The organism is Cellvibrio japonicus Ueda107 (assembly GCF_000019225.1).
Lineage (GTDB): Bacteria > Pseudomonadota > Gammaproteobacteria > Pseudomonadales > Cellvibrionaceae > Cellvibrio > Cellvibrio japonicus.
Genome location: NC_010995.1, coordinates 3,992,461 through 4,013,897, shown reverse-complemented (window position 1 = coordinate 4,013,897; position 21,437 = coordinate 3,992,461). Strand labels below are relative to the sequence as shown.

Genomic DNA, 21,437 nt, shown 5'->3' with positions numbered 1-21,437 from the left:
AAGATCTGTCTGTTTATACAGTATTTGTGATGTCGGAGCTAGGGGCTGTGTGCCTAAAGGGTGAAACCTTCCAATTGATGACTGAGCGAATCCGAGGCTGCACGTATTTGCTGGGATGCCACCAGGGTGCCATGGGCGGCTTCCTTGGTGCCCAGTGAGGAGCGCTCCACGTGGGTGACATAGTCGAGGATCAGGCTGGAGGCGGTGACATGCTCGATCAGGGCATTGCCAATGTGGGCAACTATCTTAGCTACCTCCTCGGTTTCATGGCGTACGGTTTCAACGATAGCACCACCCTGGCGGGTTTGGGTGATGCCCTGTTTCAATTGGTCAACCATGTCATCCATATTTTGCTTGGCAACCCGGCTGGAGCTCTGGACCGCAGTAATGGTGTCGCTGATTTCCTGGGTGGCCTGGGTGGTGCGCAGGGCTAATTGGCGAACCTCGTCGGCGACTACCGCGAAGCCCCGCCCCTGGTCTCCGGCGCGAGCGGCTTCAATGGCGGCGTTGAGGGCGAGCAGGTTGGTTTGGTTGGCAACTTCGCTGATGACCGAAATAACGGCAGAAATACTGTTAATCCGCTGTGCCAGATCATCGATACTGCCCTGGGTTTGCACCACGCTCTGGTCAATTTCCTCGAAGCGCTTCACCGCGCTGGAAATCAATTGCTGGCCCTGGAGGGCGGTGCGTGAAGCGGCATCAGTCTGGCTGGTGGCCGCTTTGGCCTGGACCATGGCATCTTTGGTTTGCAGGTTAAATTCTTCAGCGGCCGAGGCGATCTTGATGGTGTTTTCGCTTTGGTCTTCCGCCATGGCATTACTGGTTTCCGCCTTGTGGACTATATCGTCGCTGATGCGGTGCAACTGGCCCACGGCCTGGGAGATGCTGCCGATCATACCGCGCAGGGCGTAGCGCATGCGCAGGGCCGACCCAAAGATACTTTCTTCATCGACAGAGTGCTGCTGGCGCTCAGTCAGGTCGCCGTTGGCCACGGCGCGCACCAGGCTCAGCACATCGCGCAATTCCGCCCCCAGGCCGCGCTCCAGGCGACGGGAGAAAACCACAACGGGGATCACAATGACCAGCATCACCAGCAGGCAGATCATCATTTGCCAGCGCGCCGTATCCCAGAAGCGGGCGTTTACCTCGTTAAAGCCGATACCTGTGCCCACGACCCAGTTCCAGCGAGGGGAGAGTTTGGCAACAGAGAGTTTGTCTTCGATGGAGCCATCCGCCTGCCTTTGCGTCCAGGTATAACTGGCTAGCTGGCCTTTGGCTTTTTCTACGGCGCGCAGGAGGATGTCGCCTACACTGCGGCCTTGTCCATCCTTAAATTCGTGGAAGCTGGTGCCGTGCAATTGGGGATCGAGGGGGGTAGCGATAAAGTTGAGTTTCTCATCGGCCACATAGACATATTCGGACTTGTGGTAGACGTTATTGCGCAACAGCTCGGTCGCTATCTGTTTTGCAGTCGCGTCATCCAAAACGTTAGTGGCAGCCAGTTGCTCCATTTTTACCACGGTGGCATAGGTGCTATTCAACAACTGCTCTACGCGAGCGTGGTTATCCAGGTTGCTGGAGTAACGCAGGGTCAGGAGTCCTATCAACATCATTCCCAGCAGGCCAACAAGAATCAGGCTGGACAGAATCCAGATTTTTATACGCAAGGACATCAACAACCCCCTCTAACACTTCCGCCATTTTTTTATCGTGCGAAAGTTGTTTAACAAATAGACAACGTTAGTAGACATTAGACTGTTGAGACAACGTTGTCAAATTAATTTGGCGACGTCGAAAAAATAGATAATTCCTTGCGATATCCCCTTAAATTGCACCAAAAATGCAAGAAAAATCACCAAGATGCTCACTTGTGGTGCGTCCGATAGGCGCTCATACCCGGACTGGCGGTTAAATCACCATTGCGTTGATTTTTGTGCCAAGTTTCATGCCAACCTGCCAGAAGGGGGGGAGTGCTAATCGGTGCTTGGCGCAGGCTTGAATCCGGTCGCCCCAACCCCATATAGGGGAGTCTGATTTTCGGGCCAGGCTGTAAGGCTCGTGGACTCATCATTTTTGGCGTTGTACCCGAGGCGATGGCGCCGGTACGACTATCTAGTCAGCAGGAGAAGACCCGTGTCCCACCAAGACTACACCGATACCCAGAAGGCCACTGATCCCGATGTGGAAGCTATGCAGGCTGCCGAAGGCGCCGAGCCACAAGCCCAGGGTGAAGTGACTATCGAAAGTTTACAGGCGCAGCTGGCTACGCTGGCCGCTGCCTATGAAGCGGCCAAGGACCAATCGCTGCGCACCCAGGCCGAAGCCCAGAATATCCGCCGTCGCGCGGAACAGGATGTGGAAAAAGCCCACAAGTTTGGCCTGGAAAGAATCGTCAGCGATTTGCTGCCCGTTGTGGACAACCTGGAGCGTGCCCTGGCATCCATCGATGCCAACGATGAAGCACTTAAGGCCGCGGCAGAGGGTATTCAGCTCACGCACAAAACCTTTGTCGATGCACTGGCCCGTCACCAAGTGTTGGTCGTCGATCCGGTGGGGGCCCCCTTTGATCCCAATCTGCATCAAGCGGTTTCCGCGGTGCCCAATCCCGATGTTGAACCCAATACCGTACTGAATTGTTTCCAGCGCGGTTATACCCTGCACGGTCGCCTGGTGCGCCCGGCGATGGTGGTGGTCTCCAAGGCTCCGTGAGGACGGCAAACCAGTGTACATACAAGGATTTTTTCGGTATCGGCCTTGAATTCCCAAACCCGGTGCCAATATAGAAACCAACCGTCGAACAACGCGCGCTGCGCGCTCAACGACTAACTACCGCGCGTCAGGCGCAGCAACTTGTAAAGATATTCAGCGAATTTCAGGAGCAATGCCATGGGCAAAATTATCGGTATCGACTTGGGTACCACCAACTCTTGCGTATCTATTTTGGAAGGCGGCGCACCTAAGGTCATCGAAAACGCCGAAGGTGATCGCACCACGCCCTCCATTATCGCGTTCACTAACGATGGCGAAATCCTGGTTGGCCAATCCGCCAAGCGCCAGGCTGTCACCAATCCGCACAATACCCTGTTTGCGGTTAAGCGCTTAATCGGCCGCAAATTTAAAGACGATGTGGTGCAAAAAGACATCTCCATGGTGCCCTACAAAATTGTGGCGGCCGACAACGGCGATGCCTGGGTGGAAGTGAAAGGCGAGAAGAAAGCGCCACCGCAAATTTCTGCCGAAGTGCTGAAGAAAATGAAGAAAACCGCCGAGGATTATCTCGGTGAGAAAGTGACCGAAGCGGTCATCACCGTACCGGCTTACTTCAACGACTCCCAGCGTCAAGCCACCAAGGACGCCGGTAAAATTGCCGGCCTCGATGTAAAACGTATCATCAATGAGCCCACCGCAGCGGCCCTGGCCTATGGCCTGGATAAAGGCAAGGGCGATCACACCATCGCTGTGTATGACCTGGGTGGTGGTACCTTCGATATTTCCATTATCGAAATCGCCGATGTTGATGGCGAGCACCAGTTTGAAGTCTTGTCCACCAATGGTGACACCTTCCTCGGCGGTGAAGATTTCGATATGCGCTTGATCGAATTCCTGGCGGATTCCTTCAAGAAAGATACCGGTATAGATCTGCACAACGATCCGCTGGCATTGCAACGCCTGAAAGAAGCGGCAGAAAAAGCCAAGATCGAATTGTCTTCCAGCCAGCAAACCGAAGTGAACCTGCCTTACATCACGGCCGATGCGACAGGTCCCAAGCACCTGGTGGTCAAACTTACCCGCGCCAAACTGGAGTCGCTGGTAGAAGATCTGGTCAACAAGTCCCTGGAGCCGGTAAAACAGGCGATCAAGGATTCGGGCAAATCGATCAGTGATATTGACGATGTGATTCTGGTCGGTGGCCAGACCCGTATGCCGCTGGTGCAAAAAGCAGTAGCCGATTATTTCGGTAAAGAGCCACGCAAAGACGTTAACCCTGACGAAGCTGTAGCGATTGGTGCGGCGATCCAGGGCGCGGTATTGGCTGGCGATGTGAAAGACGTGTTGCTGCTGGACGTCACCCCACTCACCCTGGGTATCGAAACCATGGGCGGTGTAGCGACGCCGCTGATTGAGAAAAACACCACGATTCCCACCAAGAAATCGCAGGTTTTCTCGACGGCGGATGACAACCAAACGGCGGTAACCATCCATGTGGTCCAGGGTGAGCGCAAGCAGGCGTCACAGAACAAGTCACTGGGTCGTTTTGACCTGGCAGACATTCCGCCTGCACCGCGCGGTATGCCGCAAATTGAAGTGACCTTCGACATCGACGCTAACGGTATTTTGAACGTGAGTGCGAAAGACAAGGCTACGGGTAAAGAGCAGTCTATCGTGATCAAGGCTTCTTCCGGCCTGAGCGATGACGAAATCCAGAAAATGGTGAAGGACGCTGAGGCCAATGCCGAAGCTGACCGCAAGTTCGCCGAGCTGGTGGGGGCGCGCAATACCCTTGAAGGTTTGATCCACGCTACCCAGAAAACCGTGAAAGAAGCCGGTGATAAAGCCACGGCTGATGAAAAGGCTGCTATTGATGCCGCGGTCAAAGAAGCAGAAGAGGCGGTGAAGGGCGATGATCTGGCCAGGATCGAAGCTGCCACGACCAAGCTCACCGAAGCTTCCAGCTCTCTGGCACAAAAGCTTTACGCTGAACAGCAAGCGGCAGGTGCGGGTGCGCAACAAGCGGATGGCACGGGTAAAGCGGCGGATGATGGTGTCGTGGATGCCGAGTTCGAGGAAGTGAAAGAAGACAACAAATAAGTCTTCGATCATTGACTACCCTGGCCGCAAACACCGGGCACGGGATGTAAAAACGACAAATGCGGGCTTGCCCGCATTTGTCATGTAAGCAGAGTTGAATTTTTATCACTGGTACCAGCATGGCAAAGCGTGATTACTACGAAGTGCTCGGCGTCGAAAAAGATGTCGATGCCGCCGATTTGAAAAAAGCCTACCGCCGCGTGGCAATGAAATATCACCCGGATCGCAACCCGGATGATCCATCGGCAGAGGAAAAATTCAAAGAGGCCAACGAAGCCTACGAAGTGCTCTCGGATGAAAACAAGCGCGCGGCCTATGATCGCTTCGGCCACGCCGGTGTGGATGGTCAGGGTGGCATGGGAGGAGGCACCGGTGGCGCTGGCTTTGGTAGCTTCAGCGATATTTTTGGCGATGTCTTCGGCGATATCTTTGGTGGCGGACGCGGTGGCCGCGGCGGCCCCAGCCGCGGCTCCGACCTGCGCTATAACCTTGAATTAAGCCTGGAAGAAGCCGTAAAAGGCACCAGCGTACAAATCAAGGTACCGACACTGGTGAGCTGTAAAACCTGTGATGGTTCAGGTGCAAAACCCGGCAGCAAACCTGTCACCTGTACCACCTGTGGCGGTCATGGCCAGGTGCGTATGCAACAGGGCTTCTTCTCGGTGCAGCAAACCTGTCCGAGCTGTCGCGGGCGTGGCACTATCATTGCTGACCCTTGTAAGTCCTGCCATGGCCAGGGGCGCCTGGAAGAAACCAAAACCCTGCAGGTTAAAGTCCCGGCGGGTGTGGATACCGGTGATCGTATCCGCTTGTCGGGCGAGGGAGAAGCCGGTGCTGATGGCGGCCCAAGCGGTGATTTGTATGTGCAGGTGAATGTGCGCAAACACCCGATCTTCCAGCGCGATGGCGCCGACCTCTATTGCGAAGTGCCTATCGATTTTGTGGATGCCGCCCTCGGTGGCGAATTGGAAGTGCCCACATTGGATGGCCGGGTAAAACTCAAGGTGCCACCCGAAACCCAAACCGGCAAGCTCTTCAAGTTGCGTGGCAAGGGGGTAACCCCGGTGCGTGGCGGTGGGGTTGGGGACTTGCTCTGTCGTGTCGTCGTGGAAACCCCGGTCAACCTCACTGCCAGGCAGAAAGAGTTATTAAAGGAATTCCAGGCAACCATGAAAGGCGGGAAGTTCTCGCCGAAAAAGGATTCCTGGTTTGATGGGGTAAAGAAGTTTTTTAACGAGTAGCAGCAATAAAAGCGGGTCGATTGGACGCCTTCGCAAAAATCGGCCCGCTTTCTTATACACCATGAATCGGGGGCTAACCCTTATATAACAATGCCCGGATTTTTCCTCGTTTTCTTACTTATCCTCGTTGCAATTTCCGGTAGCTGGATTCCCACGCCAAATGCCAAGGCGTTGATCATGCTGCTGTTAGTTGCGGCGGTTTATCGCTACAGGCCTATGCCTGTCTGGCAGCGCGTGCTGTGCTGGTTGGCAATGGTACCCTTGGCGTTTTGGGCGGCGACTCATCGACCCGAGGATTTTTCCTATCCGCTGTTGTTGCAATTAACCAATACAGATGGCGCGGTGACTTTTTCGTTGTATGCCAACCTGGCCAAGGGTTTGGTAGGAATACTCTTGCTGGCCCTGCTTTGGCCGGCGCGCCGTGAGGTGGATTTTCGCGCGCCGGTATCTCTACGATGGTTAGTGCTATTGGCCTCACCGCTATTGATTGTGGGTGTTGCTGCGCCTTTACTGGGGCTGCAATGGCAGCCAAAGCTGATTGAGCAGATTGCCATTTTTGCCTGGGCGAATTTGTTGCTGACGTGTGTGGCGGAAGAAGCGTTTTTACGTTTGCTGTTACAACTGCCAATGATTCGGGTATTGCAAGCCTGGACGCAACATCGATGGTTGCAAGAGGCCCTGCCCCTGCTATTGGTAACGGTTATTTTTGTACTGATTCATTCCGGCCTATCCGGGGCTGCTATCTGGGTGTATGGATTGGCGGGTTTTCTGTATGGATTGAGTTATACCCTGAGTAAGAATGTTTTTTTTCCCATCGCTGTGCATTGCGCGGTAAATCTGCTGCACTTTTCCCTGTTGAGCTATCCCGGTAATTAGATCATTCCGGTTTTACTGGCATCCCGGCTGCGATGGGCTAAACCCATAGAAGCGGTCGTTGAGGCTTTACTATTCTTTGGCTGTTTAACAAAAATTAACTCCAGTAAACCGGTTACAAGGGGTACCTTGCCCCGACGGCAATAACATCGGTGATGACAATAACTGTTCAGGAGAACCCCCCATGAAAACCCTGAAAGGGCCCGCCATTTTTTTAGCCCAATTCCTCGGCGATGAAGCGCCATTCAATACCCTCGATTCGATTGCCGCCTGGGCGGCGGGTTTGGGTTTTAAGGGGGTTCAGGTTCCCACCTGGGATAAGCGGGTATTCGACCTGGAGCAGGCGGCAACCAGCCCGGAATACTGTGCGCAATTCCAGGCAACCCTGGCGCAACACGGCCTGGAAGTGACAGAGTTGTCCACCCATTTGCAAGGCCAGTTGGTAGCTGTGCACCCGGCCTATGACGATATGTTTGATGGTTTTGCGCCCGAGTCCCTGCGTGCCAATCCCAAGGCGCGCCAAGCCTGGGCGGTGGAGCAATTGTTGTTAGCGGCCAAGGCCAGTAAAAACCTTGGCCTCAAGGCCCATGCGACCTTTTCCGGCGCCTTGTTGTGGCCCTATCTCTATCCCTGGCCACAGCGCCCGGCGGGTTTGGTGGAAAGCGGTTTCGCCGAATTGGCCAAGCGCTGGCTACCGATTCTCGATGCCTTTGATGCTGCCGGTGTGGATGTCTGCTATGAAATCCACCCCGGTGAAGACCTGCACGATGGCGCGACCTTTGAGCGCTTTCTCGCGGCGGTGAATCATCACCCGCGCGCGAACATTTTGTTTGACCCCTCGCACTTTGTATTGCAGCAACTGGATTATGTAGCCTTTATTGATCGCTATCACGCGCGCATCAAAATGTTCCATGTGAAGGATGCGGAATTTAATCCCAGTGCCCAACAGGGCGTCTATGGCGGTTATGAGAATTGGGTGGATCGCGCCGGGCGTTTTCGCTCATTGGGCGATGGCCAGGTGGACTTTAAGCAAATTTTTTCCAAGTTCGCGGCCTACGATTACAGCGGTTGGGCGGTGCTTGAGTGGGAGTGCTGCCTGAAGCACCCTGAAGAGGGCGCCAAAGAGGGCGCGCTATTTATCCGCGAGCATATTATCCGTGTAACGGAGCGCGCGTTTGATGACTTTGCCAAGAGCGGTATCGACGACGCTAAAAACCGTAAGATTCTGGGGCTGTGATCATGAGTGCTGCAAAAATTCGTTATGCCATGGTCGGTGGTGGCCGCGGCGCATTTATCGGTGCAGTGCATCGTATTGCCGCGCGTATGGATGATCGCTTTGAACTGGTTGCCGGTGCGCTCTCCTCGAATCCCGATAATGCCAGGGCGTCGGCGGCGGATTTACATATCGCCCCCGAGCGCGCCTACACCTCTTACGATGACATGCTGCGCGCCGAAAAAGCGCGCGCTGATGGTATCCAGGCGGTGGTGATTGTGACGCCTAACCATATGCACTTCCCGGTTGCCAAAGCCTGCCTGGAGGCGGGCGTTGCGGTTATCTGCGATAAACCGGTAACGCGCACGCTGGAGGAGGCGCTGGCCTTGGCGCAAATCGTTAATGACACCGGCGGTTTTTTCGCACTGACACACAATTATTCCGCTTATCCCCTGGTGCGTTACGCGCGCGAGTTAGTGGCAGCGGGGAAGCTGGGTAAGTTGCGTGTGGTGCAGGTGGAATATCCGCAGGAGTGGCTGACCGAAGCGGCAGCCGCTGACAATAAACAGGCGGCCTGGCGCACCGATCCGGCGCGCTCGGGCGCGGCGGGTTGCCTGGGGGATATCGGCACCCATGCGTTCCAGCTTGCGCAATTTATTGCGCAGCAAAACGTCAGTGCAGTGAGCGCCGACCTGGCCAGTTTTGTGGAGGGGCGCGCGGTGGATGATAACGTCCATGCGCTCTTGCGTTTTGACGGTGGAGCCAAGGGGATGTTGTGGAGCAGCCAGGTTGCGCCCGGCTGTGAAAACGGTTTGCGCATTCGCCTGTTTGGCGATAAGGCCGGGCTTGAGTGGGCACAGGAGTCACCTAACGAATTGTGGTTTGGCGAGTTGAATAAACCGCGCCAGCGCATTACCCGCCGCGGCGACCTGGGCAGTGATATGGTCGCGCGCGGTATGCGGGTTCCCGGTGGGCATCCCGAGGGCTACCTCGAAGGCTTTGCCAATTTGTATAAGGATATTGCCGATATTCTGCTGGCGCGCCAGCAGGGTGAGCGCCATTTCCTGCAAGACTGGGTACCGGATATTACGACCGGTGTGGAGGGGATGCGTTTTATCCAGGCCGTTCTTGATTCGTCAAAACAGGATGGCGTTTGGACTACATTGTAGTTTTGCTACACCAGATTTCTGGTGATGGTTTCCGCTGCTTCCAGCGGGACCGTCGGAGACAGGATGTCGACGTCGAGCCTACAGGGATGTATTTACGGCGTGTCCTGATGGAAGCAGCGGAAACCATCTGGCACCCATGCAAAAACCAATAACAACAGGACAATAATATGAACCTCGCAATTCGGCTCAAACTCTCGACCATGATGTTCCTCGAATTTTTTATCTGGGGCGCCTGGTTCGTCACTATGGGAACATTCCTGGCACAGGCATTCAGCGCGACCGGTGTGCAAACCGGTATGGCCTATAACACCCAGGCCATAGGGGCGATAGTGGCGCCTTTTATTATTGGTTTGATTGCCGACCGTTTTTTTGCGGCGCAAAAAATCCTCGCTGTACTGCATATCCTCGGTGGAGTGTTGCTGTGGTTTGCGGCCAGTTCGGCGGACTTTGATAGCTTTTATCCCTATATCCTGCTGTATATGCTGCTCTACATGCCGACCCTGGCATTGGTGAACTCGGTAGCATTCCGCCATCTGCCTGATCCAACCAGCCAATTTGCGCAGATTCGTGTGCTGGGTACGGTGGGCTGGATTGTCGCGGGGGTGGTGATCGGCAATTTCGGCTGGGAATCGAAAAACGCCTTGCACTATACCTTCCAGATGGCGGCTGTCGCCTCTTTTGGTTTAGGGGTGTTGAGTTTCTTTTTACCGCACACGCCACCGGCGGCGAACCAGGGACCTGCCAGCCTGCGTTCGATCCTCGGGCTGGATGCCCTGGCCCTGCTTAAAGATACCCGCTACCTGGTCTTTTTTATCGCCTCGATTTTGATTTGTATCCCGCTCGCGTTTTACTACCAAAACGCCAACCTGTTTTTAAATGCGGTGGGTGTGGAAAGTGCAGCTACCAAGATGTCCTACGGCCAGGTGTCCGAAGTATTGTTCATGCTGTTGCTGCCGATGTTTATCGTGCGTTTCGGCATCAAGATTTCACTGCTGGTCGGCATGGCTGCCTGGGTATTGCGCTATGTGCTGTTTGCCTATGGCGACGCGGGCGATCAACTGTGGATGCTGATCCTCGGTATTGTGCTGCACGGTATTTGCTATGACTTTTTCTTTGTTACCGGCCAGATCTACACCAACTACAAAGCCAGTGCGCAAATCAAAAGTGCGGCCCAGGGGCTGATCACACTGGCCACCTATGGTGTGGGCATGCTGATTGGCTTTACCCTCGCCGGTGTTATCAGCGACAAATACACCGTTGAGGGTGCCCATGCCTGGTTCAATATCTGGATTATTCCGGCTGCCATTGCCCTGGCGGTGATGGTGTTGTTCCTGCTCAGCTTTAAGGACGAAAAAGTGCGCGCGGACCAGATCCAGCATTAATCCGCCGTGGCCATGGAGGGCCAATGATGACTTCAGGGCGGCGGCAAGACGTCACTAATTCCTCCCGCAAAACGCTCCACCAGGAAATCAATAAACAGTCGTACCTTGGGGGCCAGGTGGCGCTGTTGCGGATAGACTACCCACACCCCGGTATCGCTATAGCGGTGTTGTTCCAGTACAGACTGCAAGCGCCCATCGCCGAGGAATTCATCCACGTAATAATCCGGCAACTGCGCCAGGCCTATGCCTTTGAGGGCTGCATCCAGCAGTGCCGGGCCGGAGTTGGCCTGCCAGTTGCCGCGCACGACCAGATCCTTGCGCTGGCCTTTATCGCTCAAGAGCCAATAGCCGCGAGTCCCCACCAGGCAGTTGTGGCTGTCCAGTTCCGCGAGTGATTGGGGTGCCGGACTGCGCCGGAAATAGGCGGGCGAGCCGACGATATATTCGCGCCGGTCGCACAGGCGTTTGGCCACCAGGGTGGATTCGCGCAATACCCCCATGCGTATGCCCACATCAAAGCCTTCTTCAATCAACTCCACCTGGCGGTTGCTGAAATACATGCTCACCTTGAGCTGCGGGTAGCGCAGTTGGAAATCGTTGACCACTGGCGCGATAAATTTGTCGCCAAAGGTGGTCGCGGCGGTAATTTTCAAAAGCCCGGAGGGTTGGTCGCGGTAGTGATGGAGCAGCAGCTCTGCTTCGCGCAGGCCATCAAACAGATGGCAGCAGTGGTCGAAATACACTTGCCCGGCGTCGGTCAGGCGGATCTGGCGGGTGGTGCGGTAGAGCAATTGGGTGCCCAATTGCAGCTCCAACTGGCTCACCAGGCGGCTGACGTGGGAGTTGGAGACCTGGAGCTGGCGCGCTGCGCCGGCAAAGCTGCCCTGGCGAATCACCTGGATAAAGGCTTCGACGCTTTCCCAATGTTGCATTGTTGCTCCATGGCAATAATTAAGTGAGTTTTAGTTGGTTTATTGCTGAATGGTGAATAGTCTACACTTTTGTCCGACCTAAAATCCCCTGCTTGCCCTCATGCCTGGCGAGCGGTTCCTGTCCTGCTGATTCCCAAGGAGCACCCCCCCATGAAATCCCGTGCCGCCATTGCGCTCGCCCCCGGTAAACCCCTGGAGCTGGTTGATATCGATGTTGAAGGCCCCAAAGCCGGTGAAGTGCTGGTGCGCATAGTCGCGACCAGTGTGTGCCATACCGATGCCTATACCCTGTCGGGGGCTGACCCGGAAGGTGTTTTCCCGGCGGTGCTCGGCCACGAAGGAGCCGGTATTGTCGAAGCCGTGGGGCCGGGGGTGACCAGCCTGGCGGTGGGCGACCATGTGATTCCGCTGTACACCGCTGAGTGTGGCAAGTGCAAATTCTGCCTGTCCGGCAAAACCAACCTCTGTGGTGCGGTGCGTGCAACCCAGGGTAAGGGTCTAATGCCCGATGGCACCACCCGTTTCTCGCTCGATGGCAAACCGCTGTACCACTACATGGGTACCTCGACCTTTTCGGAATATACCGTATTGCCCGAAGTCTCACTGGCCAGGGTATCCAAAGAGGCGCCGCTCGATAAAATCTGCCTGCTCGGCTGTGGGGTTACCACGGGCATAGGCGCGGTGATCAATACGGCGAAAGTCACTCCCGGTTCAACCGTCGCTGTCTTTGGCCTGGGAGCGATTGGCCTGGCGGTGATCCAGGGCGCACAGATGGTGAAGGCCGCACGCATTATCGCGATTGATGTCAATCCCGATAAGTTCGAGCTGGCGCGCCAATTCGGCGCTACGGATTTCGTAAATCCCAAAGATCACAGCGCACCCATCCAGCAGGTAATTGTGGATATGACCGATGGCGGCGTGGACTACTCGTTTGAATGTATCGGCAATGTCAATGTGATGCGCTCTGCGCTGGAGTGCTGCCACAAGGGCTGGGGTGAGTCGATCATCATTGGTGTGGCCGGTGCCGGCCAGGAAATTTCCACGCGCCCCTTCCAGTTGGTCACGGGTCGCGTGTGGCGGGGCTCTGCCTTTGGTGGGGTAAAAGGTCGCAGCCAGTTGCCCGGCTATGTCGAGCGCTATATGAATGGTGAGATCAAAATTGACGAATTTATTACCCACGATATGCCCTTCGACCAAATCAACCAGGCGTTTGATTTGCTGCACGAAGGTAAAAGCATTCGCACCGTTTTGCATTATTAGGCAGGAGACCCTTGCATGAGTGCAGATTCCGCATTGACCCTAGTGTCTGCAACACGCACCTTTGATGGTTGGTTGAAGCGATACAAACACCGATCGCAGGTACTCAACTGCGATATGGTTTTTGCCATCTACCTGCCGCCCCAGGCTGATACAGCCGCGGTGCCGGTGCTCTGGTGGCTCTCCGGCCTGACCTGTACCGACGAAAACTTTTCGCAAAAAGCGGGGGCCCATCGCGTTGCGGCAGAGTTGGGCATTGCGCTGGTGTGCCCGGATACCAGCCCGCGCGGTCTGGAACTGCCGGGTGAACACGACAGCTATGACTTTGGCAGTGGCGCCGGTTTTTATGTCAATGCAACCCAGGCTCCCTGGAACCGGCATTACCGCATGTACGACTACGTCAATGAGGAATTGCCGCAACTGGTGCGCGAACATTTTCCGGTCAATGGCCGCGAAGCCATCAGCGGCCATTCCATGGGGGGACACGGTGCATTGGTATTGGCACTGCGAAATCCAGGGCGTTTTACTTCGGTGTCTGCGTTTGCCCCCATAGTGGCGCCCAGCCAGTGTCCCTGGGGCGAGAAAGCGCTGGCGGGTTATTTAGGTAGTGACCGCGAAAGTTGGAAAGCCTATGACGCCTGTGAGCTCATTGCCCAGGGCGACAGTAAGCAGGCGCTATTTATCGACCAGGGCGACGCTGATAATTTTTTGCAGGAACAATTAAAACCCGAGCTGCTGGAGCAGGCCTGTTGGAAACACAAACACCCGCTGGTATTGCGTCGTCAACCGGGCTATGACCACAGCTATTTTTTCATCGCCAGTTTTATCGAGGAACACCTGCGCTATCACGCCGGTTATTTGTTTGAAACGCACCGCTGATGGCTGGCATGAATTTGTACGCAGTGATTTTGTGCGCCGTCACCGAGTGATACCGGCACTGATGCGCCAATAATCAGGACGTGGTTCACATTTGCGGATTTGGCACTTGGGCAATATTGCAATCCGGGTGTATAAATTTACCTGCATGACTATGCATGAGTGAGTGGTTTTAGTGAACTCAAAAGGAATTGAGTTCCGTCCACGGATCTCCTTCACACAACCGCCCGTTATTCCCATCTGCTGAATTTCCCACAATTTTCCTTTGGTGTTCTGCCAGTAAAATTGCGCGTTGCAGTTATGTATCGCGCGAGGAAAACGGAGCGTTTATTGATGGCCGCACTTGTATCACAGGCGCGGCCTTTTTCATGGGAATTACTGCGCTGCGCAGGTGCTGGCTGCAATACAGCTGCGGTTATTTTCCCAACCCCAACCGCTGCTGGTATTCACACAGATGGGATAGCTGGTGCCATACCAATTACAGCTGGTACTGGTGGTGGCCACCACGCAACTCCGGTTGTTCTCCCAGCCCCAACCGTTGCCGGTTGCAGAGGAAGCGTTACAGCAGTAGGGATAACCGTTAGGCGCCGTGCCGCAGCTGCCGGCACTGCTGCTCGAACTACCGCTGCCGCCAAAGATGGTGGCTTTGCGCGACGTGTTGCGAATACCGTTGGTGTTATTGATCAACAGGTTGCCCCAGGTGGTAAGGCTGCCTGCATTAAAGTTGGTGACCACATCCAGTGCTGACAAGTTGCTGCTGTTGCCCGACCAGGACCAGCCGAGGTAACCAAAACCGTATTGCTGCGCGCGCGCCATAATGGAGCCGGCATCCACATAGCTGCCGAAATGGTTAGCGGCAAATTCACCTACCACCAAAGGTAAATTCATACTGTTAAATGCCGACATGTAATTATTGACGGCGGTGTCGTTGGGGTACACCTCGTACATATGCACACTGAAAATAACATTGCGGCGCGGGTCGCTATTGAACAGGCTGGAGGCGTTATTGCGCATGATGTTTTCCCAGTCCTGTCCCCAGTTGGCGGCGTCCACCATCAGGGTGTGGGTAAAACCGGCATTGCGCAGGCGGTTGATGGCATCGCGGTGGAGGTTGAGCCAGGTGCTGGCCGACTGGCCGTTGCCGAACGGCTCATTGCCAATATTAATGATCACGTAATCCTCCTGACCGATCAGCGCATTGCGGATTGCGATCCAGTAATCCACGGCCTCACTCAGGGTGGCAGCGGTTTGTTCACCGTAACCGGTGGTGTCATGGACCTCCAATACCGTAATCAATTGGCGTGCCTTGGCCTGGCTGATAATGCTGGCCACTTGTGACTCGGGGGTGCGCGACCAGAGCCGGCCATTGCTTAATACCACCCGCACACTATTGGCGCCGGTCGCGGAGATATCTGCCAGGGCCTGGTTGGTGCGATCCGGGAACCAGGCGTGGGGCAGGTTAACGCCGCGCATAATGAAGTTGTTGCCATTGCCTTCGCGCAGCTGTTTGCCGGACACATAAAACCCGGCAGATGCTGATACAGCGGCCAGCATCAGGCCCAGGGCAGTAAGGCCAGCGACCAGTGTTTTTATCCGGCGGCAAAATACAGAGGATGTGTTGGTGTGTGACCTGACGTTAGTCTCTGATAGAGGGGTAAAGAGCGACATAGCGTTACCTTTATCATTATTGTGTTGTTGATGCGGAGGACGTTGAAAAGACAACACCTCCCGTTTGAACTTGCTGTCAAAACCCTGCCTCCTGCCTTCCTTCTCCCTGTTGTTGGCTTGTCGCGCTCTTGTGTTTGTAATCGGTTACTTTTTTTGGCTGTAAATTGCGATATGCCTGGTTGTGACTACAGGCAGATCAATTGGGTAAGTAGTGATAAAAATAACGAATAAATCAGGTTTTATGCGGTTTCATTGGCGCTATCAGCCACGCTTGAATAATGGATGCATTCGCTATTATTTTTGTAATCGATTACAAATTAGAGGAAAAAAGAGGATATGGCAAGGCTGCCTTGTTGGCGGTAGTGCACATTTTGATAAACCTCCATGATTTGTTTTTATATATAAAAATAATTCCTCCTGTGAATTGCTTCTCAAATCTCACTTAATGGCACGCCAAGTGGCATTTACGACAGACTCTGGCGCCTGCCGGCAATTCAAGTCGTTAGTATTTAGTCAAGCGGACTATTTCTCTGGGGCTCCCGGGCAGTGTGTGGTCCGCGTGGGTCGGTGTTGCCCGCACAGGGCGCACCTTGGGGGGGCGCAATGGCCTCCCGCTAATCCTGGGTGTCAACGGAGAATAACGCTAATGATGAACCATAAACTCAAAGCTATAGGCCTGGCCGCGCTGCTCGGCCTTGGGCTGACTGGCGGGGCCTGGGCCCAAACAGCCAGTTGTAAGTATGTTGTGACCAACAGTTGGGGCAGTGGCGCTACTGCCGCTATCGAAATCACCAATACGGGCACTAGCGCCATTAACGGTTGGTCGGTGAGTTGGCAATACACCAATAACCGTGTCACAAATAGCTGGAATGCGACCGTATCGGGCTCAAACCCCTACTCAGCAACCAACCTGGGTTGGAACGCGGGAATCCAGCCGGGGCAAACAGTTTCCTTTGGATTGCAGGTCAATGCCAACGGCAGTGTCGAGACGCCAGCCGTCACTGGCAGTATTTGTGGCGGGACGACTTCCAGCGTGTCATCGTCCCGCTCCTCCTCAAGCCAGCCTTCATCGTCTTCCAGTAGTTCTGTCAGCAGTTCTGTGGTGCCGAGCAGCATATCGTCCCGCTCCTCTTCCAGCAGCCTTGCCAGCTCCAGCCAGGCGAGTGCCTGTGCGCAGCAGTGCAACTGGTATGGCACTCGCTATCCCCTGTGTAATACCACGACCAGCGGTTGGGGCTGGGAAAATTCACAAAGCTGTATTGCGCCCAGTACCTGTAGCGGTCAGCCGTCGCCTTTCGGCATAGTTGCCGGCAATAACTGCCCGACCTCCAGCTCATCCAGCAGCCTGGTGGTGTCCAGCAGCAGTTCCTCCAGCAGTGTGCGCTCCAGCAGTTCCAGCAGCAGCTCCAGTGTGAACAGCTCATCCGGCAGCAGCCTGACCAGTGTGGAGTTAACGCGCCTGATGGGGGTGGGTTGGAACGTAGGAAATACCCTGGATGCGATTGGTGGCGAAACCAATTGGGGCAACCCGCTGATTACCCAGCAACTGATTTCCTCGGTAAAAGCCGCGGGCTTTAAAACCCTGCGTGTGCCGGTGGCCTGGAGTAAGTTTACCAACGCGGCCACTTTCACCATTGACCCGGCCTGGTTAAACCGCGTTGAACAGGTGGTGAATTACGCCCTTAACGAAGATATGTACGTGATGATCAATATCCACTGGGATGGTGGCTGGATGCAGCCCACCTATGCACAGCAGGCCTATGTAAATAATCGACTGTCGATTATGTGGACCCAGATTGCCAATCATTTCCGCAATTACGGCGATAAGTTGTTGTTTGCGGGTACCAACGAAGTCATGGTTGAGGGCGACTATGGCACGCCGACAGTGGAGTACTACACGGTACAAAACAGCTTCAACCAAACCTTCGTGGATACCGTGCGTGCGACGGGCGGTAATAACGCCAATCGCTTCCTGGTGGTGCAGGGTTTTAATACCAATATCGATCACACCGTGAATTTTGCGCGCATCCCGACCGACAGTGCGAGCAATCGCTTGCTGATGGAAGTGCATTATTACGATCCCTATAACTTCACCCTCAACACCAGCAGCAATATCACCCAGTGGGGCGCTATTGCAACCAATCCTGCGGTGACCGAAACCTGGGCCAATGAAGCCTATGCCGATGCACAGTTTGAAAAGATGCGCACCAACTTTATCAACAGGGGCGTCGGGGTCATCCTGGGTGAATACGGTGTGGTATCCCGCCTGAATGTGTCTGGTCACGAAACCTTCCGGGTTTACTACAACCAGTACATTACCAAGTCCGCCTATCAGCGTGGCCTGGTACCTGTCTATTGGGATAATGGTTATTCAGGCGATGGCGGCTTCGCGCTGTTTGATCGCAATTCGGGCAACCAGTTGTATCCGGATATTATCCGCGCGATTGTAAACGCAACCTTCTGACAGGGCATTTGCCAGCGCCAGAAACACAATACCCCCGAGTTTGCTCGGGGGTATTTTTTTGTGGAAAGGGTGTGGAAATAAACCGGAAGATTAGCCGGCCACCGCTTTGGTGGCAGCGGCCATCATTGCCAGGTGCTGGGTAATAGCGGTTTCTATGCCTTTGGCGTCGAGTCCCTGTTGGGCGAGTTGCTGTTTCTGGCTGTTGTGATCGATAAACTCATCGGCAAAACCCAGCTGCAACAGGGGAATCGCAATACCCTGGCTGTTCAGGTATTCACTGACCGCACTGCCTGCTCCACCCGCCAGGGCGTTTTCTTCCAGGGTGACTAACAGGCTGTGGCTGGCAGCCATGCGCGCAATTAATTCACTGTCCAGGGGTTTTACAAAACGCATGTCGCACAGGCTGGCACCGAGTTTTTCAGCAACCTGTGCCGCCGTGGGCAAGAGTGTACCGAAGCAGAGCAGCGCAACCTGTTTGCCCTCGCGCCGGACCACGCCTTTACCGATGGGCAGGGCCGTCATGGCCTGCTCAATAACAGCACCTGCACCAGTGCCGCGCGGGTAGCGCACAGCGGCAGGGCCGGGATATTGGTAGGCGGTATACAGCAACTGGCGGCATTCGTTTTCGTCGCTGGGGGTGGCGAGAAGCATCTGCGGTATACAGCGCAGGTAGCTGATATCAAAACTGCCGGAATGGGTTGGGCCATCTTCGCCCACCAGGCCGGCGCGGTCGATTGCGAAGGTGACATCCAGGTTTTGCAGGGCGACGTCGTGGATCAGTTGATCGTAGGCGCGCTGTAAAAAGGTGGAGTAAATCGCCACCACCGGCTTTTGTCCCTCGCAGGCCATACCGGCGGCGAGTGTGACTGCGTGTTGCTCGGCAATCGCCACATCGTAGAAGCGCTCGGGAAACTGCTGCGCAAATCCCACCATGCCTGAACCTTCACACATGGCCGGGGTGATGCCGATCAGTTTGTCATCCCGGGCGGCCATATCGCACAGCCATTGGCCAAAGACATCCTGGAATTTAACTTTTTTAGGGGCGTCAACTGCACCTATAGCGGCTTTTTTCGGTTCGATTTTATTCAGGGCGTGATAGCCCACCGGGTCCAGCTCGGCAGGCTCAAAGCCTTTGCCTTTCTGGGTGATCACATGCAGCAGCTTGGGGCCCTTGATCTCGCGCAGGTTGCGCAGGCAGCGCACCAGGTCGCCCAGGTCATGGCCGTTGATCGGGCCGACGTAGTTAAAACCCATTTCCTCAAACAGGGTGCCGGGCGACATAAACCCCTTGAAGTGTTCTTCGGTGCGCCGTGCAAACTCCCAGGCGGGTGGGATCTTGCCCAATACCTGCTTGCTGCCTTCACGCAGGGAGTTGTAAAACTTGCTGGCCCAGATTTTGGAGAGGTAGGTGGACAGGCCGCCGACATTGGGTGAGATGGACATATTGTTGTCATTCAGCACCACTAACATATCCGTTTCGGTGTGGGCCGCGTGGTTAAGGGCTTCGAAGGCCATACCGGCGGTCATGGCGCCATCGCCAATAATCGCTGCCACCTTGCGCTCTGTACCGGCCATTTTGGCGCCTATGGCCATACCCTGGGCGGCACTGATAGAGGTACTGGAGTGGCCGACACCAAAGGTGTCGTAGGGGCTTTCCTCGCGTTTGGGAAAACCGGACAAGCCTCCGCCCTGGCGAATACTGTGCATGCGCTCGCGGCGGCTGGTGAGGATTTTATGCGGGTAAGTCTGGTGGCCCACGTCCCACACCAGGCGATCTTCCGGTGTGTCGTACACATAATGCAGGGCGATGGTCAGCTCCACCACACCCAGTCCTGCACCGAAATGACCGCCGGTCTGACCCACGGTATACAACAGGAACGCGCGCAGCTCATCGGCGAGCTGGGGCAGTTGCTTTTCGCTCAGGGCGCGCAGCTCGGCTGGGCTGTCAATGCTGTCCAGCAGGGGGGTTGCCGGGCGATTGGTGGGGATTTCGTTGTACATGCGGTTGCTGGATCGTCATCGTTTTTGTGGGCGGCCGGCCATTGTAGGCGTCGAAAGCACAAATGCCTAGCCAGCGCTGGCTGGGCCGGTCAGCCAGGACACAATCAATGCGTCCTTTCTACTATATAGCTGGCCAACTGGCGCAGTGGATCAGCGCTGGAGCCAAAACCGTCCAGCGCCTTTTGGGCCTGCCGGTACAGGTCATCCGCCTTGGTACGGGCGGCATCCAGTCCCAACAGGGATACATAGGTCGGCTTGTTGCGGGCAATATCGGCGCCTTGCTGTTTGCCCAGCGTCTGGGTATCGGAAATGACATCGAGGATGTCGTCCTGTACCTGGAACGCCAGGCCTATAGCGCTGGCATACTGGTCCAGGGCGGCGAGCTGGGTGTTGTTTGCGCCGGCGAACAGGGCGCCCATGGTCACACTGGCGCGGATCAGTGCACCGGTCTTGTAGCGGTGCATGGTTTCCAGTTGCTCCAGGGTGAGTTGCTGCTCAACGGCAGCCAGGTCGATGGCCTGGCCCAATACCATACCCTCTACGCCTGAGCCTTTAGCCAGCACCTGGATGAGTTGGATGCGGATATCGGCGGGTGCTTCGATGCTGCCAAGCAACTCGAAAGCGAGTGTCTGCAAGCCATCGCCCGCGAGGATAGCAGTGGCCTCATTAAAGGCGATATGGCAGGTGGGTTTGCCGCGGCGCAGGTCGTCATCGTCCATGGCGGGGAGGTCGTCGTGCACCAGGCTGTAGGCGTGCAGGCACTCAACTGCCGCCGCAATAGGATCAACCTGCTTGAGGGAAATATGAGGGTTAATGGCCAGGGCCGAGGCATAAGCCAGGATCGGGCGGACACGTTTGCCGCCATTGAACAGGCTATAGCGCATGGCCGCGCGCAATTGGGTCGGGTCATCACCCAGGGGGAATCGTTGATCGAGGGCGGTGTCGACCTGTTGTCGGCAATGGCTGGCAAAGTCGCGAAACGTCCAGGTCATAGTGCATCATCCTGATCCTGGTCGAACCCGGTCAGGCTGATATTGCCCTGTTCTTCAATCAACTTGGTGACCTGCAGTTCCGCAGCGGCCAGGCGGGCCTGGCACTCGCGCGTCAGGGCAATCCCGGACTCAAAGGCTTGCAGCGACTCTTCCAGGGGCATGTCACCCTGCTCCATGCGGTTAACCAGTGCCTCCAGGGCATTGAGGGACTGTTCGAAATCGATAGGTTTCTTTTTTGGGGGCATGCTTATCGCTCGTTACGGGTAGATGGTGTGGAGGCATGGGTGGGGTTGCAATAAAGTGGGATTATAAACTGCCTGGATGTAACCTGCCGATACGCTATGGGCGTCCCGGGTTATTTTTTGGTTGTGAGATATTTCCTACAAAAGTTACAGAGATACGCCACTGGTGACTGGCACAATACTCAACAATAATGGCTAGGTTGACGGATTGGTTGCAGGGAGCAGCCGCTTTAGCAGGGACACTCACGGAGGCGCTAGGTATATCCAAGGTATGGCCCGAACATCCTGTAAAAACCCCGCTGGTGTCCCTGCGCCGCG

At 55.4% G+C, this 21,437-nt stretch carries 16 protein-coding genes; 10 read left to right on the top strand and 6 right to left on the bottom strand.

The window, feature by feature from the left end:
• Positions 1–53 precede the first annotated feature (53 nt).
• Positions 54–1,673, bottom strand: coding sequence for a methyl-accepting chemotaxis protein (locus CJA_RS16145; RefSeq protein ID WP_012488926.1), 1,620 nt, complete (start codon positions 1,671–1,673; stop codon positions 54–56).
• Between the two features lie 460 nt (positions 1,674–2,133).
• Here CJA_RS16145 and grpE point away from each other — a divergent pair, with 460 nt between their 5' ends.
• The 7 genes from grpE (at position 2,134) to CJA_RS16110 (ending at position 10,687) form a co-directional block, all read left to right on the top strand.
• A complete protein-coding gene (grpE, locus tag CJA_RS16140) occupies positions 2,134–2,709 on the top strand; it encodes a nucleotide exchange factor GrpE (protein ID WP_012488924.1) in 576 nt (191 codons plus the stop codon).
• 177 nt (positions 2,710–2,886) lie between these two features.
• Positions 2,887–4,809 carry a molecular chaperone DnaK gene (gene dnaK, locus CJA_RS16135; protein WP_012488923.1) on the top strand — a complete coding sequence of 641 codons (1,923 nt, stop codon included), beginning with the start codon at positions 2,887–2,889 and terminating at the stop codon, positions 4,807–4,809.
• A gap of 119 nt (positions 4,810–4,928) precedes the next feature.
• Positions 4,929–6,050, top strand: coding sequence for a molecular chaperone DnaJ (dnaJ, locus tag CJA_RS16130; RefSeq protein ID WP_012488922.1), 1,122 nt, complete (start codon positions 4,929–4,931; stop codon positions 6,048–6,050).
• A gap of 177 nt (positions 6,051–6,227) precedes the next feature.
• Positions 6,228–6,926 carry a CPBP family intramembrane glutamic endopeptidase gene (locus CJA_RS16125; RefSeq protein WP_012488921.1) on the top strand — a complete coding sequence of 233 codons (699 nt, stop codon included), beginning with the start codon at positions 6,228–6,230 and terminating at the stop codon, positions 6,924–6,926.
• 181 nt (positions 6,927–7,107) lie between these two features.
• Positions 7,108–8,160 (top strand): sugar phosphate isomerase/epimerase family protein, encoded by a 1,053-nt coding sequence (locus tag CJA_RS16120; RefSeq protein WP_012488920.1) that lies wholly within the window; start codon positions 7,108–7,110, stop codon positions 8,158–8,160.
• A 2-nt stretch (positions 8,161–8,162) separates the two neighbouring features.
• Positions 8,163–9,305, top strand: a complete 1,143-nt coding sequence (locus CJA_RS16115) for a Gfo/Idh/MocA family protein (RefSeq protein WP_012488919.1) — start codon at positions 8,163–8,165, stop codon at positions 9,303–9,305.
• A 167-nt stretch (positions 9,306–9,472) separates the two neighbouring features.
• On the top strand, positions 9,473–10,687 hold the full coding sequence (locus CJA_RS16110) for a nucleoside permease (RefSeq protein WP_012488918.1): 1,215 nt from the start codon (positions 9,473–9,475) through the stop codon (positions 10,685–10,687).
• A gap of 32 nt (positions 10,688–10,719) precedes the next feature.
• Here the strand turns inward: CJA_RS16110 and CJA_RS16105 are convergent, their stop codons facing one another.
• Positions 10,720–11,619 (bottom strand): LysR substrate-binding domain-containing protein, encoded by a 900-nt coding sequence (locus CJA_RS16105; protein WP_012488917.1) that lies wholly within the window; start codon positions 11,617–11,619, stop codon positions 10,720–10,722.
• Between the two features lie 150 nt (positions 11,620–11,769).
• Between CJA_RS16105 and CJA_RS16100 the strand changes: the two genes are divergently transcribed.
• Together CJA_RS16100 and fghA are read left to right on the top strand one after the other, a co-directional pair.
• Positions 11,770–12,879, top strand: coding sequence for an S-(hydroxymethyl)glutathione dehydrogenase/class III alcohol dehydrogenase (locus CJA_RS16100; protein ID WP_012488916.1), 1,110 nt, complete (start codon positions 11,770–11,772; stop codon positions 12,877–12,879).
• Between the two features lie 15 nt (positions 12,880–12,894).
• The gene (fghA, locus tag CJA_RS16095; RefSeq protein WP_012488915.1) at positions 12,895–13,755 is read left to right on the top strand and encodes an S-formylglutathione hydrolase; all 861 of its coding nucleotides are present in this window, start codon (positions 12,895–12,897) and stop codon (positions 13,753–13,755) included.
• Between the two features lie 372 nt (positions 13,756–14,127).
• Here the strand turns inward: fghA and CJA_RS16090 are convergent, their stop codons facing one another.
• Positions 14,128–15,420 carry a cellulase family glycosylhydrolase gene (locus CJA_RS16090; RefSeq protein WP_012488914.1) on the bottom strand — a complete coding sequence of 431 codons (1,293 nt, stop codon included), beginning with the start codon at positions 15,418–15,420 and terminating at the stop codon, positions 14,128–14,130.
• Positions 15,421–16,066: 646 nt separating this feature from the next.
• On the opposite strand from CJA_RS16090, the gene CJA_RS16085 reads away from it, so the two are divergent.
• Complete coding sequence (locus CJA_RS16085) at positions 16,067–17,884, top strand: cellulase family glycosylhydrolase (protein ID WP_012488913.1); 1,818 nt, start codon at positions 16,067–16,069, stop codon at positions 17,882–17,884.
• Between the two features lie 90 nt (positions 17,885–17,974).
• On the opposite strand, the gene dxs is transcribed toward CJA_RS16085, so the two are convergent.
• The 3 genes from dxs to CJA_RS16070 form a co-directional block, all read right to left on the bottom strand.
• Positions 17,975–19,885: a 1-deoxy-D-xylulose-5-phosphate synthase gene (gene dxs / locus CJA_RS16080; RefSeq protein WP_012488912.1), complete on the bottom strand. Its 1,911-nt coding sequence runs from the start codon at positions 19,883–19,885 to the stop codon at positions 17,975–17,977.
• Between the two features lie 104 nt (positions 19,886–19,989).
• Entirely contained in the window at positions 19,990–20,877 is an 888-nt protein-coding gene (ispA, locus tag CJA_RS16075; RefSeq protein ID WP_012488911.1) for a (2E,6E)-farnesyl diphosphate synthase, read from the bottom strand.
• Positions 20,874–21,122, bottom strand: coding sequence for an exodeoxyribonuclease VII small subunit (locus tag CJA_RS16070; protein WP_012488910.1), 249 nt, complete (start codon positions 21,120–21,122; stop codon positions 20,874–20,876). Before CJA_RS16070 ends, ispA begins: the two co-directional genes overlap by 4 nt.
• Positions 21,123–21,437: the final 315 nt, after the last annotated feature.

What these genes read in the sequence shown, in the direction of transcription:
- CJA_RS16100 (WP_012488916.1), top strand. Translation starts at nt 11,770, where the DNA reads ATGAAATCCCGTGCCGCCATTGCGCTCGCCCCCGGTAAACCCCTGGAG.
- CJA_RS16115 (WP_012488919.1), top strand. Translation starts at nt 8,163, where the DNA reads ATGAGTGCTGCAAAAATTCGTTATGCCATGGTCGGTGGTGGCCGCGGC.
- dnaK (WP_012488923.1), top strand. Translation starts at nt 2,887, where the DNA reads ATGGGCAAAATTATCGGTATCGACTTGGGTACCACCAACTCTTGCGTA.
- dnaJ (WP_012488922.1), top strand. Translation starts at nt 4,929, where the DNA reads ATGGCAAAGCGTGATTACTACGAAGTGCTCGGCGTCGAAAAAGATGTC.
- CJA_RS16120 (WP_012488920.1), top strand. Translation starts at nt 7,108, where the DNA reads ATGAAAACCCTGAAAGGGCCCGCCATTTTTTTAGCCCAATTCCTCGGC.
- CJA_RS16090 (WP_012488914.1), bottom strand. Translation starts at nt 15,420, where the DNA reads ATGTCGCTCTTTACCCCTCTATCAGAGACTAACGTCAGGTCACACACC.
- CJA_RS16085 (WP_012488913.1), top strand. Translation starts at nt 16,067, where the DNA reads ATGATGAACCATAAACTCAAAGCTATAGGCCTGGCCGCGCTGCTCGGC.
- CJA_RS16110 (WP_012488918.1), top strand. Translation starts at nt 9,473, where the DNA reads ATGAACCTCGCAATTCGGCTCAAACTCTCGACCATGATGTTCCTCGAA.
- CJA_RS16105 (WP_012488917.1), bottom strand. Translation starts at nt 11,619, where the DNA reads ATGCAACATTGGGAAAGCGTCGAAGCCTTTATCCAGGTGATTCGCCAG.
- CJA_RS16125 (WP_012488921.1), top strand. Translation starts at nt 6,228, where the DNA reads ATGCTGCTGTTAGTTGCGGCGGTTTATCGCTACAGGCCTATGCCTGTC.
- CJA_RS16070 (WP_012488910.1), bottom strand. Translation starts at nt 21,122, where the DNA reads ATGCCCCCAAAAAAGAAACCTATCGATTTCGAACAGTCCCTCAATGCC.
- dxs (WP_012488912.1), bottom strand. Translation starts at nt 19,885, where the DNA reads ATGTACAACGAAATCCCCACCAATCGCCCGGCAACCCCCCTGCTGGAC.
- fghA (WP_012488915.1), top strand. Translation starts at nt 12,895, where the DNA reads ATGAGTGCAGATTCCGCATTGACCCTAGTGTCTGCAACACGCACCTTT.
- CJA_RS16145 (WP_012488926.1), bottom strand. Translation starts at nt 1,673, where the DNA reads ATGTCCTTGCGTATAAAAATCTGGATTCTGTCCAGCCTGATTCTTGTT.
- ispA (WP_012488911.1), bottom strand. Translation starts at nt 20,877, where the DNA reads ATGACCTGGACGTTTCGCGACTTTGCCAGCCATTGCCGACAACAGGTC.